General features: G+C 72.8%; 15 protein-coding genes. 1 reads left to right on the top strand and 14 read right to left on the bottom strand.

The genetic code is table 11. The features are described from left to right. Nucleotides 1–140 precede the first annotated feature (140 nt). The 11 genes from Sfr03f_RS28165 to Sfr03f_RS28110 form a co-directional block, all read right to left on the bottom strand. Nucleotides 141–2,666, bottom strand: a complete 2,526-nt coding sequence (locus tag Sfr03f_RS28165; protein ID WP_108957021.1) for an ATP-dependent Clp protease ATP-binding subunit — start codon at nt 2,664–2,666, stop codon at nt 141–143. A 548-nt stretch (nt 2,667–3,214) separates the two neighbouring features. Beyond that, the gene (locus tag Sfr03f_RS28155) at nt 3,215–3,550 is read right to left on the bottom strand and encodes a histone-like nucleoid-structuring protein Lsr2 (protein ID WP_108957019.1); all 336 of its coding nucleotides are present in this window, start codon (nt 3,548–3,550) and stop codon (nt 3,215–3,217) included. 336 nt (nt 3,551–3,886) lie between these two features. Further along, entirely contained in the window at nt 3,887–4,420 is a 534-nt protein-coding gene (locus tag Sfr03f_RS28150; protein ID WP_108957018.1) for an amino-acid N-acetyltransferase, read from the bottom strand. 9 nt (nt 4,421–4,429) lie between these two features. After that, nucleotides 4,430–4,849 carry a BlaI/MecI/CopY family transcriptional regulator gene (locus Sfr03f_RS28145; protein ID WP_174721669.1) on the bottom strand — a complete coding sequence of 140 codons (420 nt, stop codon included), beginning with the start codon at nt 4,847–4,849 and terminating at the stop codon, nt 4,430–4,432. Nucleotides 4,850–4,886: 37 nt separating this feature from the next. Beyond that, the gene (locus Sfr03f_RS28140; protein WP_108957017.1) at nt 4,887–5,057 is read right to left on the bottom strand and encodes a hypothetical protein; all 171 of its coding nucleotides are present in this window, start codon (nt 5,055–5,057) and stop codon (nt 4,887–4,889) included. 26 nt (nt 5,058–5,083) lie between these two features. Then, a complete protein-coding gene (locus Sfr03f_RS28135; protein WP_108957016.1) occupies nt 5,084–5,884 on the bottom strand; it encodes a hypothetical protein in 801 nt (266 codons plus the stop codon). Between the two features lie 199 nt (nt 5,885–6,083). After that, a complete protein-coding gene (locus Sfr03f_RS28130; protein ID WP_108957015.1) occupies nt 6,084–6,881 on the bottom strand; it encodes a type III pantothenate kinase in 798 nt (265 codons plus the stop codon). 11 nt (nt 6,882–6,892) lie between these two features. Then, nucleotides 6,893–7,942 (bottom strand): carboxylating nicotinate-nucleotide diphosphorylase, encoded by a 1,050-nt coding sequence (gene nadC / locus Sfr03f_RS28125; RefSeq protein ID WP_245967806.1) that lies wholly within the window; start codon nt 7,940–7,942, stop codon nt 6,893–6,895. Next, entirely contained in the window at nt 7,939–9,684 is a 1,746-nt protein-coding gene (locus tag Sfr03f_RS28120; protein WP_108957013.1) for an L-aspartate oxidase, read from the bottom strand. Before Sfr03f_RS28120 ends, nadC begins: the two co-directional genes overlap by 4 nt. Further along, nucleotides 9,681–10,727 carry a pantoate--beta-alanine ligase gene (gene panC / locus Sfr03f_RS28115; RefSeq protein ID WP_108957012.1) on the bottom strand — a complete coding sequence of 349 codons (1,047 nt, stop codon included), beginning with the start codon at nt 10,725–10,727 and terminating at the stop codon, nt 9,681–9,683. The genes Sfr03f_RS28120 and panC overlap by 4 nt, the downstream gene beginning before the upstream one ends. Continuing rightward, complete coding sequence (locus tag Sfr03f_RS28110; RefSeq protein WP_108957011.1) at nt 10,724–11,698, bottom strand: Rossmann-like and DUF2520 domain-containing protein; 975 nt, start codon at nt 11,696–11,698, stop codon at nt 10,724–10,726. The genes panC and Sfr03f_RS28110 overlap by 4 nt, the downstream gene beginning before the upstream one ends. A gap of 179 nt (nt 11,699–11,877) precedes the next feature. On the opposite strand from Sfr03f_RS28110, the gene Sfr03f_RS28105 reads away from it, so the two are divergent. Beyond that, nucleotides 11,878–13,032 carry a threonine aldolase family protein gene (locus Sfr03f_RS28105; RefSeq protein WP_245967805.1) on the top strand — a complete coding sequence of 385 codons (1,155 nt, stop codon included), beginning with the start codon at nt 11,878–11,880 and terminating at the stop codon, nt 13,030–13,032. 41 nt (nt 13,033–13,073) lie between these two features. Here the strand turns inward: Sfr03f_RS28105 and Sfr03f_RS28100 are convergent, their stop codons facing one another. The 3 genes from Sfr03f_RS28100 to Sfr03f_RS28090 form a co-directional block, all read right to left on the bottom strand. Continuing rightward, nucleotides 13,074–13,706, bottom strand: coding sequence for an AAA family ATPase (locus tag Sfr03f_RS28100; protein ID WP_108957009.1), 633 nt, complete (start codon nt 13,704–13,706; stop codon nt 13,074–13,076). An 81-nt stretch (nt 13,707–13,787) separates the two neighbouring features. Beyond that, complete coding sequence (locus Sfr03f_RS28095) at nt 13,788–14,468, bottom strand: response regulator (protein WP_108957008.1); 681 nt, start codon at nt 14,466–14,468, stop codon at nt 13,788–13,790. Between the two features lie 39 nt (nt 14,469–14,507). After that, the gene (locus Sfr03f_RS28090) at nt 14,508–15,707 is read right to left on the bottom strand and encodes a sensor histidine kinase (protein ID WP_108957007.1); all 1,200 of its coding nucleotides are present in this window, start codon (nt 15,705–15,707) and stop codon (nt 14,508–14,510) included. Between the last annotated feature and the right edge of the window lie 52 nt (nt 15,708–15,759).

The raw sequence follows: 15,759 nt of genomic DNA, 5'->3' as shown, positions 1-15,759 counted from the left end.
GGCAGGCCCTCCTCGGGAGCCGCCGACTGTGGCCCCGGGCACAGCAGTTGGGGCCCCGCGCACAGCGGTCGGGAACGCCGAAGGGCCGGTGCGGAAGCTCCGCACCGGCCCTTCGGGTCACTCGGGTGACGCGCCGGGTGTTACGCGTCCTTGCTCAGGTTCGTGCTGCCGCCCGCGGCCTGCTCGACCGGCGGGACGTCCGGCAGCGCGGCCTTCTCCTCGCCGCGGAAGGTGAAGGTCTGCTCGTCGCCCTCGCCCTCCGTGTCGACGACCACGATGTGGCCGGGACGCAGCTCGCCGAAGAGGATCTTCTCCGAGAGGGTGTCCTCGACCTCGCGCTGGATGGTCCGGCGCAGCGGCCGGGCGCCCAGCACCGGGTCGTAGCCCTTCTTCGACAGCAGCTCCTTGGCGGACTGGGAGAGCTCGAGGCCCATGTCCCGGTCCTTCAGGCGCTCGTCCACCTTGCTGATCATCAGGTCGACGATCCGCAGGATGTCCGCCTGCGTGAGCTGCGGGAAGACCACCACGTCGTCGACGCGGTTGAGGAACTCGGGACGGAAGTGCTGCTTGAGCTCGTCCGAGACCTTGTTCTTCATGCGCTCGTAGTTGGTCTTCGTGTCGCCCTGGGCGGCGAAGCCCAGGTTGAAGCCCTTGGAGATGTCCCGGGTGCCGAGGTTGGTCGTCATGATGATGACCGTGTTCTTGAAGTCCACGACCCGGCCCTGGGAGTCGGTCAGGCGACCGTCCTCAAGGATCTGCAGCAGCGAGTTGAAGATGTCCGGGTGGGCCTTCTCGACCTCGTCGAAGAGGACCACGGAGAACGGCTTGCGGCGGACCTTCTCGGTCAGCTGGCCGCCCTCCTCGTAGCCCACGTATCCGGGCGGGGAACCGAAGAGACGCGAGACCGTGTGCTTCTCGCTGAACTCCGACATGTCGAGGGAGATCAGCGCGTCCTCGTCGCCGAAGAGGAACTCGGCGAGCGCCTTGGACAGCTCGGTCTTACCGACACCGGACGGACCGGCGAAGATGAACGAGCCACCGGGACGCTTCGGGTCCTTCAGACCGGCACGGGTACGGCGGATCGCCTTGGAGAGCGCCTTGACGGCGTCGTCCTGACCGATGACCCTCTTGTGGAGCTCGTCCTCCATGCGGAGCAGGCGGCTGGACTCCTCCTCGGTCAGCTTGAAGACCGGGATGCCCGTGGCGGTGGCGAGGACCTCGGCGATCAGGTCGCCGTCGACCTCGGCCACGACGTCCATGTCGCCGGCCTTCCACTCCTTCTCCCGCTTGGCCTTCGCGGCGAGGAGCTGCTTCTCCTTGTCGCGCAGGGAGGCGGCCTTCTCGAAGTCCTGCGAGTCGATCGCGGACTCCTTGTCGCGGCGGACGCCGGCGATCTTCTCGTCGAACTCGCGCAGGTCCGGCGGCGCGGTCATCCGGCGGATGCGCATCCGGGATCCGGCCTCGTCGATCAGGTCGATCGCCTTGTCCGGCAGGAAGCGGTCCGAGATGTACCGGTCGGCCAGGGTGGCGGCCTGGACCAGCGCCTCGTCGGTGATGGAGACGCGGTGGTGCGCCTCGTACCGGTCGCGCAGGCCCTTGAGGATCTCGATGGTGTGCGGCAGCGACGGCTCCGCGACCTGGATGGGCTGGAAGCGGCGCTCGAGGGCGGCGTCCTTCTCCAGGTGCTTGCGGTACTCGTCGAGCGTGGTGGCGCCGATGGTCTGGAGCTCACCGCGGGCCAGCATCGGCTTGAGGATGCTGGCGGCGTCGATCGCGCCCTCGGCGGCACCCGCACCCACGAGCGTGTGCAGCTCGTCGATGAACAGGATGATGTCGCCGCGGGTGCGGATCTCCTTGAGCACCTTCTTCAGGCGCTCCTCGAAGTCACCGCGGTAGCGCGAGCCGGCGACCAGGGCGCCGAGGTCCAGGGTGTAGAGGTGCTTGTCCTTGAGGGTCTCGGGCACCTCGCCCTTGACGATGGCCTGGGCGAGGCCCTCGACGACGGCGGTCTTGCCGACGCCGGGCTCACCGATCAGCACCGGGTTGTTCTTGGTGCGGCGGGACAGCACCTGCATGACCCGCTCGATCTCCTTCTCGCGCCCGATGACCGGGTCGAGCTTGGACTCACGAGCGGCCTGGGTGAGGTTCCGGCCGAACTGGTCGAGGACCAGGGAGGTCGAGGGGGTGCCCTCGGCGGGACCGCCGGCGGTGGCGGCCTCCTTGCTCCCCGAGTAGCCCGACAGCAGCTGGATGACCTGCTGGCGGACACGGTTGAGGTCTGCGCCCAGCTTGACCAGGACCTGGGCGGCGACGCCCTCGCCCTCGCGGATCAGGCCGAGCAGGATGTGTTCCGTGCCGATGTAGTTGTGGCCCAGCTGAAGGGCCTCGCGGAGCGACAGCTCCAGGACCTTCTTGGCACGGGGGGTGAAGGGGATGTGGCCGGACGGGGCCTGCTGGCCCTGGCCGATGATCTCCTCCACCTGCTGGCGGACCGCCTCGAGCGAAATCCCGAGGCTCTCCAGGGCCTTAGCGGCGACACCCTCACCCTCGTGGATCAGGCCCAGGAGGATGTGCTCGGTGCCGATGTAGTTGTGGTTGAGCATCCGGGCTTCTTCCTGAGCCAGGACGACAACCCGCCGCGCGCGGTCGGTGAACCTCTCGAACATCGTTAATCGCTCCTCAGAGCGGTCAGGCAGTAAGGGGGCTGTCCCCTTCCTGTCCTTCCGCAGCTTAGTCCCGCAAGCGGGGACCGCTCATTCCAACTGCCGACACCGTCCTTGGCCTCCTGACCCGGAACGCCGACATCTGCTCCAACCCGATGGTGCGAGACGATGTTCCCGCAGGCCAGGCACTTACGTCCTTCACCAGTACGCCGATGGCGAACGGAAGGCCGCCTGTCCTGCGTGTCGCCCCCTCCCACTAGGGATGTCTTACCCGCTTCGACCGACAGTCCATGCGGCGCACCCCGGTCCCCTCCGCTACGGGCGAACAACCTTGCGCCGCTCCGCCGACCTGAGCGCCCCCGTTCCGGTTACACAGCGCGTTCGAAACGCCTTCCGTGGAAACGGTCCGTGAGGGGGCCGGAGGCCGGGCGAGGCCGGAGAGGCGACGCTGCGATGCCGGGAAGGCAACGGCGCGGGGCCCGCAACGGCAGAGAGCCGCGCGAGGGCGGCTCTCCGGCATGCGACGGGACCTTCAGCCATGGGTGGGCCGATCAGCCGTTGGCCTTCTCGTAGGCCTCACGGATCTTCGCCGGGACACGGCCGCGGTCGTTGACCTCGAGACCCTGCTCCTTGGCCCAGGCACGGATCTGGGCCGTCTCCTGGCTGCTGCCGGCCGCCGCACGCGTCTTGGTACGGCCGCCGGTGGAACGGCCACCGGTGCGGCGTCCGCTCTTCACGTAGGGCTCGAGCAGGCCGCGCAGCTTGTCCGCGTTGGCGGTCGTGAGGTCGATCTCGTAGGTCTTGCCGTCCAGCGCGAACGTCACCGTCTCGTCCGCCTCGCCGCCGTCGAGGTCGTCGACAAGAAGGACCTGAACCTTCTGTGCCACCGCTTTTCCTTTCATCGATAACCCTGGGGCGGCTCCGGGCGGAGCCGTTTCGCCGTCCCTTGTTATATGCAGTACTGCAGTACGCCGGAAAGCAAACCGCTTTTGCCTGAAAAACACAAACCCCCGGGAGAGACCGGCGCCCGCGAACGCGCCCGAAAACCGGCCCGTTCCGGACATAGGGAACCTGCGTAGAGCGGGGAAGGCGCCGGGAAGAGCCGGAAGAGGACCGAGCGGCAAGAGCCGGGAAGATGGGGAAGAGGGGCAAGAGGGGGCCGCCCGGAATACCTCACACCGTGAAGACGGGGAGAAGACCGGGCGGCCGGAGCCCGAAGAAGATCACAGGTGCAGAAGCATCCGACTGTTGCCCAGGGTGTTCGGTTTCACTCGTTCGAGTCCGAGGAACTCCGCGACGCCCTCGTCATAGGAACGCAGCAGCTCGGCGTAGACATCGGTGTCGACAGGAGTCTCACCGATCTCGACGAAGCCGTGACGGCCGAAGAACTCGACTTCGAAGGTGAGACAGAAAACCCGGCGCACACCGAGCCAACGGGCGGTCTGCAACAGCTTCTCCAGCAACTGGTGACCCACGCCGGCACCCTTCAGCGCCGGGTTCACGGCGAGAGTGCGCACTTCGGCGAGGTCCTCCCACATCACGTGCAGCGCACCGCAGCCGACCACCTCGGCGTCGTCGTCGCGTTCCGCCACCCAGAACTCCTGGATGTCCTCGTAAAGCGTGACGGTCGCTTTGTCGAGCAACGTGCCGTCACGGGTGTACGCGTCGAGGAGTCGCCGGAGAGCCGGAACATCGCCGGTCCTGGCCCGGCGCACGGTGAAAGCCTTGCTGCTGACTTCGGAACGCTCCACTGACATGTCCGGACGTTATCTCCCGGAACCGTCCTCCGCCGAGCCGGGGGTGTTCTCCTCGTCCGGGGCGGCCTCGGGGCCGTGCGCGATGCGCAGTGCGTCACGGACCATCCCGCGCTGGTCCTCGTTCATCATCCCGAAGAAGGCCACCAGAGCGGCGGTGGGATTGTCGCTGCGGGACCAGGCGTCGTTCATCAGCGCGGCGGCGTAGGCGGCACGGCTGGAGACCGCCTCATATCGATAGGCCCGGCCCTCCGCGTGCCGCCGGACCCAGCCCTTGCGCTGGAGATTGTCGAGAACGGTCATCACCGTGGTGTAGGCGATGGACCGTTCCTTCTGGAGGTCTTCCAGGACTTCCCGAACGGTCACGGGCCGGTTCCACTTCCAGATCCGGCTCATGACCGCGTCTTCGAGTTCTCCCAGGGGTTTCGGCATGGAAGAACGTTAGTCCCGAATCACCCCGTGAAGGGCGTCAGGACTCCTCGCGGCGGGGGGTGGCCTGAGCCTGGGCCAGGGCCGCGTCCACCGCGGCGTCCTCCTTGGCCTTGTTGGCCCCGCCCTGGGTCTTGATGATCACCCGGATGACGCCGATGAAGAACGCGGCCATCACGAAGGGGGGCAGAAGCGCGGAGACGTAGTCCATGGCTCCAGGGTAGCCACCCCCGCCGGTCACCCCGCCGCCAGCCGCCCCTGCGACGGCCCCTGTGGCGGGGAGGACGGGGACGAGGAGGGCTTGCGACGCGGGAAGACCTCACCCGGCGTGGGGATCGGCCGCCCCGGCGCCGGCTGCCCGGGGCGCTGCGGGTCGGGCGAGGGGGACGGGCCGGGACGCTCGTCCGGTCCGTCGCCCTCGCCGTCGCCCTCGGCGCTCAGTCCGCCCGGCAGGGCCAGCAGCCGGGTGCGCGCCGCGGGGACGACGTGGTGCACGGCCGGACCGGGGAGGCCGGCCGGCTCGGCCGCCGGGCGCCGACCGGCGGGAACCGTGGCGGTGGCCGGGACCGGGACGAGTTCCGGGCGGGCGGCGGTGGCCGGCTCGGTGCCCTGGGCGGGCAGGACCGGCACGGACAGGGGGGTGGGCGCCGCGGCGGTCAGCGGGGCCCGGACGGCGGGCGGGTCGCACCGCCGCAGCAGTGCGGCGGCGAGGGGGTTGCCGCTCAGGGCGCGGAGCGCGGCCAGGTCCTCCCGTTCCGGGCGGTGACCCGCGTCCAGTGCCTCGCGCAGGAGGCGGAGGTAGCCGGTGACGGTGCCCGGGAGGGCGGCGCGGTAGCGGACCAGGTCGGCCAGGAGGAAGGCGCGCTGCCGGGCCGCCTCCCGCGTCACCTCGTCGACCGCGTCGGCGAGGCGCAGGCAGTCCTGGACCTCCTGGGGGGAGGCGGGGCGGGGGTGCAGGGCGAGGGCGAGGGCACGGCGGAGCACGCGCAGCTCTTGCGGGCCGAACGCCATGCCGCGGGATCCGTAGGGCGTGGGCATGACGTGACCATACGCGCCAATCAGACAATCATGGACATATTTCCATCGGCGCGCCGCCCGAGCGCGTCCGACCGGGGGGCATGCCCCGCACGGGCCGCGCCCCACGCCCTCGCGGCAGGGCCCGCCCCCTGTTCCCCTCCCGGGAAAGGACCGCGCCCCGGTCCTGGGAGGGGAACGGGGCGCGGCGCGGAACGGGGGGTCAGGGGCGGTTGACGTTGCGCTCGTAGACGAGCCGGAGCCCTATCAAGGTGAGCCACGGCTCGTGCTCGTCGATCACCGTCGACTCGCCCAGCACCATCGGCGCCAGGCCGCCCGTCGCGATCACCGTCACGTCGTCGGGATCGTCCGCCAGCTCCCGGGCCATCCGCTCGACGACCCCGTCGACCTGCCCGGCGAAGCCGTACACGATGCCCGCCTGCATGGCCTCGACGGTGTTGCGTCCGATCACGCTCCGCGGCCGGGCGACCTCGATCTTGCGGAGCTGGGCGCCCTTGACGCCCAGGGCCTCCACGGAGATCTCGATGCCCGGCGCGATGACGCCGCCGATGTACTGGCCCTTGGCGCTGACCGCGTCGAAGGTGGTGGCGGTGCCGAAGTCGACCACGATGGCCGGCCCGCCGTAGAGCTCGGCGGCGGCGACCGCGTTGATGATGCGGTCCGCCCCGACCTCCTTGGGGTTGTCGGTGAGGATGGGCACGCCCGTCTTGACGCCCGGTTCGACGATCACCGCGGGCACGTCGCCGTAGTAGCGCCGCGTCACCTCACGCAGCTCGTGCAGCACGGACGGGACGGTGGCGCAGATGGCGATGCCGTCGATGCCCTCGCCGAGTTCGCCGCCGAGCAGCGGGTGCGCCCCCATCAGGCCCTGCATCAGCACGGCCAGCTCGTCCGCGGTGCGGCGCGGGTCGGTGGAGATGCGCCAGTGCTCGATGATCTCGGCGCCGTCGAACAGCCCCAGCACGGTGTGCGTGTTGCCCACGTCGATCGTCAGAAGCATGGCCGCTGCCCCTACTCCGAGTCGTTCTGGTCGGCGCCCTGGGCCTCACGGAGGTCCAGGCCGATGTCCAGGATCGGCGAGGAGTGCGTGAGCGCGCCGACCGCCAGGTGGTCGACGCCGGTGTGGGCGTAGGCCTTGGCGTTCTCCAGGGTGAGGCGGCCGGACGCCTCCAGCTTGGCCCGGCCCGCGGTGACGGCGACCGCCTCCGCGCACTCGGCGGGCGTGAAGTTGTCCAGCAGGATCAGGTCGGCGCCCGCGTCCAGCACCTCGCGGAGCTGGTGCAGGGTGTCCACCTCGACCTCGATCGGCAGCTCGGGGAAGCGCTCGCGCACCGCCCGGAACGCCTCGGCCACGCCACCGGCGCCGACCACGTGGTTGTCCTTGACCAGGGCGGCGTCCGAGAGCGACATCCGGTGGTTGACGCCGCCGCCGCAGCGCACCGCGTACTTCTCCAGGGAGCGCAGCCCGGGCGTGGTCTTGCGGGTGTCCCGGACCGTCGTGCCGGTGCCCTCCAGGACGTCGGCCCAGGCGCGGGTGGCGGTGGCGATGCCGGAGAGGCGGCACAGGATGTTGAGCGCGCTGCGCTCGGCCGTCAGCAGGTCACGCGTACGGGTGGTCACCGACAGCAGCTTCTGCCCGGCCGCGACGCGGTCGCCGTCCTCGGCGTGCCGCTCCACCTCGAACTCGTCGGAGGCGACCACCGAGATCACGGCCTCCGCGATCCGCAGCCCGGCCACCACTCCCGCCTCACGGGCGGTGAAGTCGGCGGTGGCGACGGCGTCCTCGTCGATGGTGGCCCAGGTGGTGACGTCCACGCCGCCGTCGAGGTCCTCGGCCACCGCCATGGTGGCGATGTCCTCGACCTCGGCCGGGTCGAGACCGGCGTCGGTCAGCAGCGCCGCGAGGGCGGGGTCGAGGCCGCACTCGTAGTCGTCGAACTCGTGGCCGTCACCGGAGCCGCAGGCGCAGCCGTCGCCGCAGCCGCCGCCGTCGGCGAGGGAGAGGCCGGCGCCGGCCGGATCGGAGGGGGCGGTCGGGTCGGAGGGGGCGGAGGCGCTCACTTCTTCACTGCTCCTGTGGGAGGGGTGACCGGTGCGAAGCCCGGTCCGTCGGTGGTGTGCACGGCGAGCGTACGGCCCTCGCCGAGGCGGACGACGATGTGGCGGCGCCATCCCTCGTCGTCCCGGTCGGGTCGGTCCTCGCGCCAGTGGCAGCCGCGGGTCTCCTCGCGGCGGCGGGCCGCCTCGACGAGGACCCGGGCGACCAGCAGGAGGTTGGCCGTCTCCCAGGTCTCGGTGCCCGGCACCGGCCGCTTGCCGGTGCCTTCGGCGGCCGCTGTGTGCAGCGCGGCCAGTTCCTCCGCGGCCCGTCGCAGGGAGTCCGCGGAGCGGAGCACGCCGGCGCCGTCGGTCATGGCGCGCTGGACGGCGAGCCGGTCCTCGGCGGCGGGCAGCGGCTGGGTGGGAGCCTCCGGCACGACCGTCTCCGGCGCGGCGGTCCCCGGCACGACCGTGTCCGGCACGACGGTGTCCGGCGCGCCGGCTGCCGTGCGGGCCTCGGACGTGATGTCCGCGGCGATGCGCTCGGCGTAGACCAGCCCCTCCAACAGCGAGTTGGAGGCGAGCCGGTTGGCGCCGTGGACGCCGGTGCAGGCGACCTCGCCGCAGGCGTAGAGACCGGGCACGGTGGTGCGGCCGGCGGCGTCGGTGCGGACGCCGCCGGAGGCGTAGTGGGCGGCCGGGGCGACCGGGATCGGCTCGGTGACCGGGTCGATGCCGTGCGCCCGGCAGGCGGCCAGGATGGTCGGGAAGCGGTGCTCCCACATGTCGGCGCCGAAGTGGCGGGCGTCCAGGTACATGTGCGCCGCGCCCGTCTCGCGCATGCGGCGCATGATGCCCTTGGCCACGATGTCCCGCGGCGCGAGCTCGGCCAGCTCGTGCTGACCGACCATGAAGCGCACGCCGTCGGCGTCGACCAGGTGGGCGCCCTCGCCGCGGACCGCCTCGGAGACCAGCGGCTGCTGGCCCTCGGCGTCCGGGCCGAGGAAGAGGACGGTCGGGTGGAACTGGACGAACTCCAGGTCGCTGACCTCGGCGCCGGCCCGCAGCGCGAGCGCCACGCCGTCGCCGGTGGACACCGACGGGTTGGTGGTCGCCGAGAACACCTGGCCCATGCCGCCGGTGGCGAGGACCACGGCGGGCGCGCGGACGGCGCCGACGCCGTCGTGGGCGCCCTCGCCCATCACGTGCAGGGTGACGCCGGCGGTGCGCCCCTCGGCGTCGGTGAGCAGGTCGAGCACCAGCGCGTGCTCGATGGTGCGCAGGCCGCGGGCCTGGACCGCCTCGACCAGGGCGCGGGATATCTCCGCCCCGGTGGCGTCGCCGCCGGCGTGCGCGATGCGGCGGCGGTGGTGGCCGCCCTCACGGGTCAGCGCGATCTCGCCGGCCGCGTCGGTGTCGAAGCGGGCTCCGGTGGAGATCAGGCGGCGCACCGCGGCCGGGCCCTCGGTGACCAGCAGGCGCACGGCCTCCTCGTCGCACAGCCCGGCCCCGGCGACCAGGGTGTCGTCGAGGTGCTGCGCGGGGGTGTCGCCCTCGCCCAGCGCGGCGGCTATGCCGCCCTGCGCCCAGCGGGTGGACCCGGCGTCGAGCCGGGCCTTGGTGACGACGACGGTGCGCAGCCCGGCGGCCTCGCAGCGCAGCGCGGCGGTCAGGCCGGCCACGCCGGAGCCCACGACCACCACGTCGGCGTCGATGGACCATCCGGGGGCGGGGGCGGGCAGGCGTATCGCGGTGCGGGTCACGGGGCGTCTCCGTCTTCCGGGCCGGGCTCGCGGCCGCCGTCGGGGGCGAAGGTGAGCGGCAGGTTGTCGATCAGCCGGGTCGAGCCGACCTTGGCGGCGACGGCGAGCACGGCCTCGCCGGTGTGGTCGTCGGCGACCTCGGTGAAGTCCGCGGGGTCGACCAGGGCCAGGTAGTCCAGCTCGATCGGCGGTTCGGCCTTGGCGGCCTCGTCGAGCACCAGGCGGGCGGCGTCCCGGACGGCGGCGGGCCCGGAGGTCCTGCCGCAGGCGGCGGCCAGCGCGTGGGCGTCGGCGGCCTCCCGGGACTCGCCGAGCCGTTCCAGCGCGGCGGCGCGGGCCTCGGTGGAGGGGACCTCCTGGGCGCGGGCGCGCAGCGCCTCCAGGGCGGCCAGCCGGTCCCGGCCGGCGAACAGGGCGCGGGACAGGGCCAGGGCGGTGCGCCGCTCGCCGGCGGACAGGTACCGGTTGCGGCTGGAGAGGGCCAGTCCGTCGTCCTCGCGGACGGTGGGCACGGCGACGATCTCCACGCCGAAGTTCAGGTCGCGGACCATGCGCCGGATGAGCGCCAGCTGCTGGGCGTCCTTCTGCCCGTAGAAGGCGACGTCCGGGCGGGTGAGGTGGAGCAGCTTGCCGACGACGGTGAGCATCCCGTCGAAGTGGCCGGGCCGAAAGGCGCCTTCCAGGCGGGCGCCCATCGGGCCCGCGGTGATCCGGACCTGGGGTTCGCCGCCGGGGTAGACCTCGTCGACCGACGGCGCGAACACCACGTCGGCGCCCGCGGCGGCCGCGATCCGCACGTCGGAGTCCAGGGTGCGCGGGTAGCGGTCGAGGTCCTCGCCCGCCCCGAACTGCAACGGGTTGACGAAGACGGTGACCACGACCTCGCCCTGCGGCCCGGCGGCCCGGCGGGCCGTGCGGACCAGAGTGGCGTGGCCGTCGTGCAGGGCGCCCATGGTCATCACGACGGCCCGGCGTCCGGTGCGCGGGCGGGCCGCCAGCTCGGCGGCGGTGTGCAGCAGCTCGGGCTTGCCGGCCTGGGTCATCGGTCGTCCTCCCCGTCGTCGCCGGTGGCCCCGCCGGTTCCCCGGGGGCCGTCGGTGCGGTCCGTCGTGTCCTCGCCGAGTACCCCGAGGAGCTCCTCGGCGAGTTCGGGCTTGAGCAGTCCGGCGGCCAGCGCCCGGTCGGCGGTGGCGCGGGCCATGGCCAGGTAGCCGGGCAGGGTCTGCGGGGCGTTGCGGCGCAGCTGCTCGATGTGCGCGGCGACCGTGCCGGCGTCACCGCGGGAGACGGGGCCGGTGAGGGCGGCGTCGCCGGAGCGCAGGGCGTTGTCCAGGGCGGCGCCCAGCAGCGGGCCGAGCATCCGGTCGGGGGCGCCGACCCCGGCGGCGGCGAGCAGCTCCATGGACTGGGCGACGAGGGTGATCAGGTGGTTGGAGCCTAGGGCCAGGGCCGCGTGGTAGAGCGGACGGTTCTGCTCCTCGATCCACTCGGGCTCCCCGCCCATCTCGACCACCAGCGCCTCGGCCGCCAGCCGGAGCTCTTCGGGGGCGGTGACGCCGAAGGAGCAGCCGGCCAGGCGCTGCACGTCGACCGCGGTGCCGGTGAAGGTCATCGCGGGGTGCAGGGCGAGCGGCAGGGCCCCGGCGCGCAGCGCGGGCTCCAGGACGCCCACGCCGTACCGGCCCGAGGTGTGCGCGAGGAGCTGGCCGGGACGGACCGCGCCGGTCTCGGCGAGGCCCTGGACGAGTCCGGGCAGGACGTCGTCGGGGACCGTGAGCAGGACCAGCTCGGAGCGGGCCAACACCTCGGCGGGCGTGACCAGGGGGACGTCCGGCAGCAGTTCGGCGGCCCGGCGGCGGGAGGCGTCCGAGACGCCCGACACGGCCACCGGGCGGTGCCCGGCCAGCTGGAGCGAGGCCGCCAGCGCCGGGCCGACGCGGCCGGCGCCCACGACGCCGACGGCCAGCCGCGCGGGGCGGTCCCTGGGGTCGGGGGGGTGGAGGTGTGTGGTCACGCGAGGAGAACCTTCCCGTTCCAGTCCGCTCGGGGTACCGGACGATTTCTCGTCATGTTAACGCGATCCCTCGCGCCGGGTCCGGTTATCCACAGGCTGCCTCCGGCTTCTCCTCGTCCTCCGCGGAGGGTTTTCCACAGGCTCGGCACGCGCGTGCGCCGGGAGGGATGATCGCTTCCATGAACGACAGTGCGAAGGACCAGGCGGCGCGGAGATCCCGGCGTCTGGAGTTGTTCCGGTCCCCCGTCCGCGTGCTCGCCCGGCCGGCCCACGCCGCCACGCTGCGGGAGCGCCTGGACGACCTGGTGAGGGAGGCGGGCGCGGTCCACGACCTGGAGGAGCCCGCCGACGTCTACGGCGACGGCGTGGTCGAGGCCCTGGAGGGCCGGGTGGCGGGCCTGCTCGGCACGGAGGCCGCCGCGTTCTTCCCGACGGGGACCATGGCGCAGCAGGTGGCGCTGCGCTGCTGGGCCGGGCGGACGGGCGACCGGGCGGTGGCCCTGCACCCGCTGGCCCACCCCGAGGTGCACGAGCGGAACGCGTTCGGTGAGGTCAGCGGTCTGCGGACGCTGCGGCTGACGGACGAGCCCCGGCTGCCCACGCCGGAGGAGATCCACGACCTCGGCGAGCCGTTCGGCGCGCTGATGCTGGAGCTCCCGCTGCGGGACGCCGGCTTCGTGCTGCCCACCTGGGAGGAGCTGACGGCCACCGTGGCGGCCGCCCGGGAGCTGGACGCGGTGGTCCACCTCGACGGCGCCCGCCTGTGGGAGTCGACGGTGCACCTCGGCCGGCCGCTGGAGGAGATCGCCGGCCTCGCGGATTCGGTGTACGTCTCGTTCTACAAGTCGCTGAACGGCCTCTCGGGTGCGGCGCTGGCCGGTCCGGCGTCGCTGGTGGCGGAGGCCAAGGTGTGGCGGCACCGGTACGGCGGGCTGGCGTTCCACCAGTTCCCGGCCGCGCTGTCGGCGCTGATCGGGCTGGAGCGGGAGCTGCCCCGGCTTCCCGAGTACGTGGCGCACGCCAAGGTGGTGGCCGAGGCGCTGGCGGAAGGGCTCGCGGAGGGCGGGCTGCCCTGGGCGCGCGTGCATCCGCGACCGCCGCACACCCACCAGTTCCAGGTCTGGCTGCCTTACCCGCCCGAGGTGCTGGAGGATGCCGCCCTGAGCCAGGGCGAGGAGACCGGGCGGATGCTCTTCGCGGGCTCCTGGAGGACACGCGGGCCCGGCATCGCGCTCCACGAGACCACGGTGGCCTCGACGGGCCTCGAGTGGGACGCCGAGGAGGTGCGCGAGGCGGCCGGGGACTTCGGGCGGCGACTGCTCGCCGGGGGCTGAGGTCCCCCGGCGGGTGCGGAGACGACGGTCCGGCGGGCCGGTCAGTCGAAGCGGATGTGCCGCAGTCCGACCCTGGCCCGGCGCCAGCGGTCGGCCAGTGCTCCGCCCCGGTTGGGGCGGAGCGTCAGGCCGGCCAGCACGGCGATGCGGTCCGCCGTCTTCGGGACGGTGAAGTCGTCCGTCCACAGGTGCTCGGCGAACTCCGGCTCCTTCAGGCGCTCCAGCGTGTCGTCGAGCCGCCGCACCGCCCAGCTCTCGGTCAGCCGGAGCTTGCGCGGTCCCGCCAGGCGCCCCAGCAGTCGTCCGAGACCACGCTCGCGCAGCCGCCGCAGCACGGTCTCCCGTTGTGCGAGGAGGGTGAAGTGCTGTACGTCATGGCCGAGTTCGGCGAGCCGTCCGACGGTCTGCGCGAAGTACTCGGGGTCGGTCACGGTCATCGGGACGATGACCACGCCCTCCTGCCGGGTGAGGGCGAGGTCGAGCACCTCCACCACACCCTGCCGCCAGGAGGCCAGGTCCTGGAAGTCGCCGCGCAGGCCGGGGGGCGTCATCCGGTGCAGCCCGAAGCCGAGGTGCTCGGGGTCGCAGATCACACTGCCCGGCAGCCGTCGGTGGATCTCGTGTGCGGTCTGTGTCTTGCCGCCCCCGAAAGGGCCGTTGATCCACAGGAGCATGGGCAGAATCTAGTGGCCACGCGCCCGGCGCGGGCCCGGTCGCGACAATCCGCGCCCCGCCGTCCGCCCCGGCATCCCGCCTCAGCCGGCCCCGCCCGCCCGGACCAGACCGGTCTCGTAGGCCAGGACCACCACCTGGACCCGGTCCCGCAGGCCGAGCTTGGTGAGGATGCGCCCCACATGCGTCTTCACGGTCGCCTCGGACAGGACCAGGCGGGCGGCGATCTCCCCGTTGGACAGCCCCTGGGCGACCAGGACCATCACCTCCCGCTCGCGCGCGGTGAGCCGGGCGAGCTCCAGCTCGCGGGCCTGCGACCGTTCGTCCCGGGCGCCCGGCAGCATGGGCGCGAACCGGTCGAGGAGCCGGCGCGTGGTGGACGGCGCGACGACGGCGTCGCCGCTGTGCACGGCCCGGATGGCGGCCAGCAGGTCGCCCGGCGGGACGTCCTTGAGCATGAAGCCGCCGGCGCCCGCCCGCAGCGCGGAGAACGCGTACTCGTCCAGGTCGAAGGTGGTCAGGATCAGCACCTTGGGCGCGCCGGGCTCCGCGCAGATCCGCCGGGTGGCCTCGACGCCGTCCATGCGCGGCATCCGCACGTCCATCAGGACCACGTCGGGCCGCGCCCCGGCCAGCTCCCGCAGCGCCTCCTCCCCGTCACCGGCCTCGGCGACCACCTCCATGTCGGGCTGCGCGTCCAGCACCATGCGGAAGCCGGTGCGCAGCAGCGCCTGGTCGTCGACGAGCATCACGCGGATCGGCATCGGGTCCTCGGGTTCCGTGAGGGGTCTGGCTGCGGTGGGTCAGAGTGCGGGCCGGAGGGGGAGCAGGGCGCTGATGCGGAAGCCCCCGCCGGGCAGCGGCCCGGCGTCCAGGGTGCCGCCGACCATGCCGACGCGCTCGCGCATGCCGATCAGTCCCTGCCCCTGGCCGTCCGCGCCGCCGGCGACGCACAGTTCGAGCGGCGCGCCCCGGCCGTCGTCCTCGACCAGCAGGCCCAGCCCGTCGTCGAAGTAGACCAGCCGCACGCCCGCGCCCGCCTCGGGGCCGGCGTGCTTGCGGACGTTGGTCAGCGCCTCCTGCACGATGCGGTAGGCGGTGAGCTCGACACCGCTGGGCAGCGGGCGGGGGCTGCCCTCCACCTTGAAGCTGACGGTCAGGCCCGCGCCCCGGCACTGCTCGACCAGGTCCTCTATCTGGGCCACGTCCGGCTGCGGCACGTACTCGCCGCTCTCCGGCTGTTCGCCGGTGCGCAGCACGCCCAGCAGGCGCCGCATCTCCGCCAGCGCCTGGCGGCCGGTGACGGAGATGGTCTCCAGGGCCTTCTTCGCCTGGTCCGGGGCGGCGTCCATCACATAGGCGGCGCCGTCGGCCTGGACCACCATCACCGACACGTTGTGCGCCACCACGTCGTGCAGTTCGCGGGCTATCCGGGCGCGTTCGGCGGCCACGGCGATCTTGGCCTGGCTCTCCCGTTCGCGCTCCAGCCGGGCGGCCTTCTCCTCCAGCTGCGCGAAGTAGGCGCTGCGGGTGCGGCGGGCGTCCCCGAGGAGCCACACGAACAGGAGCGGCACGGTCTGGAAGATGACGATCACCACGTTGCCCAGCAGCGTGGAGCGCTCCTCCGGCCAGCGGAGCTGGACCAGGGGTGCGGCCAGCAGGGCCACCACCAGGGTGAGCCGCGAGGCCCGCACGCTCCCGGCCACCGCGACCGCGTAGATCGTCAGCAGCAGCGCGAAGTCGGCCGGGAAGACGGGTACGCCGAACACCAGCTGGAGGGCCCCGGTGCCCGCGGCCAGCGCCATCATCCGCTCCGGCATGCGGCGCCGCAGAGCCAGCGCGACGCCGAACGCCAGGGTCAGCGGCACGACCAGCACCCGGTCGACGTGCGCGGAGTCCGGGGCGGATGTCGCCGAGATCAGCGACATGAGGACGAGCAGAACCGCCCAGAAGCCGTCCACCCATGGCTGGTGGGAGCGGAAGAAGTCGTAGAGGCGCTGCACCAGTACAGGGTAGGGATGTCCGCGGCCTCCCGGAGTCAGCCGGGCGGCCGAT

Source organism: Streptomyces fragilis, from assembly GCF_003112515.1.
In the GTDB taxonomy this organism is placed as follows: Bacteria; Actinomycetota; Actinomycetes; order Streptomycetales; family Streptomycetaceae; genus Streptomyces; species Streptomyces fragilis.
This window is presented reverse-complemented; position numbering and strand designations above follow the sequence as displayed.

Bases quoted from the DNA above. Each gene is read 5' to 3' on its own strand.
- Sfr03f_RS28095 (WP_108957008.1), bottom strand. From the start codon at position 14,468: ATGCCGATCCGCGTGATGCTCGTCGACGACCAGGCGCTGCTGCGCACC.
- Sfr03f_RS28145 (WP_174721669.1), bottom strand. From the start codon at position 4,849: ATGCCGAAACCCCTGGGAGAACTCGAAGACGCGGTCATGAGCCGGATC.
- Sfr03f_RS28100 (WP_108957009.1), bottom strand. From the start codon at position 13,706: ATGCTCCTGTGGATCAACGGCCCTTTCGGGGGCGGCAAGACACAGACC.
- Sfr03f_RS28165 (WP_108957021.1), bottom strand. From the start codon at position 2,666: ATGTTCGAGAGGTTCACCGACCGCGCGCGGCGGGTTGTCGTCCTGGCT.
- Sfr03f_RS28105 (WP_245967805.1), top strand. From the start codon at position 11,878: ATGAACGACAGTGCGAAGGACCAGGCGGCGCGGAGATCCCGGCGTCTG.
- Sfr03f_RS28150 (WP_108957018.1), bottom strand. From the start codon at position 4,420: ATGTCAGTGGAGCGTTCCGAAGTCAGCAGCAAGGCTTTCACCGTGCGC.
- panC (WP_108957012.1), bottom strand. From the start codon at position 10,727: ATGACCCAGGCCGGCAAGCCCGAGCTGCTGCACACCGCCGCCGAGCTG.
- Sfr03f_RS28130 (WP_108957015.1), bottom strand. From the start codon at position 6,881: ATGCTTCTGACGATCGACGTGGGCAACACGCACACCGTGCTGGGGCTG.
- Sfr03f_RS28140 (WP_108957017.1), bottom strand. From the start codon at position 5,057: ATGGACTACGTCTCCGCGCTTCTGCCCCCCTTCGTGATGGCCGCGTTC.
- Sfr03f_RS28135 (WP_108957016.1), bottom strand. From the start codon at position 5,884: ATGCCCACGCCCTACGGATCCCGCGGCATGGCGTTCGGCCCGCAAGAG.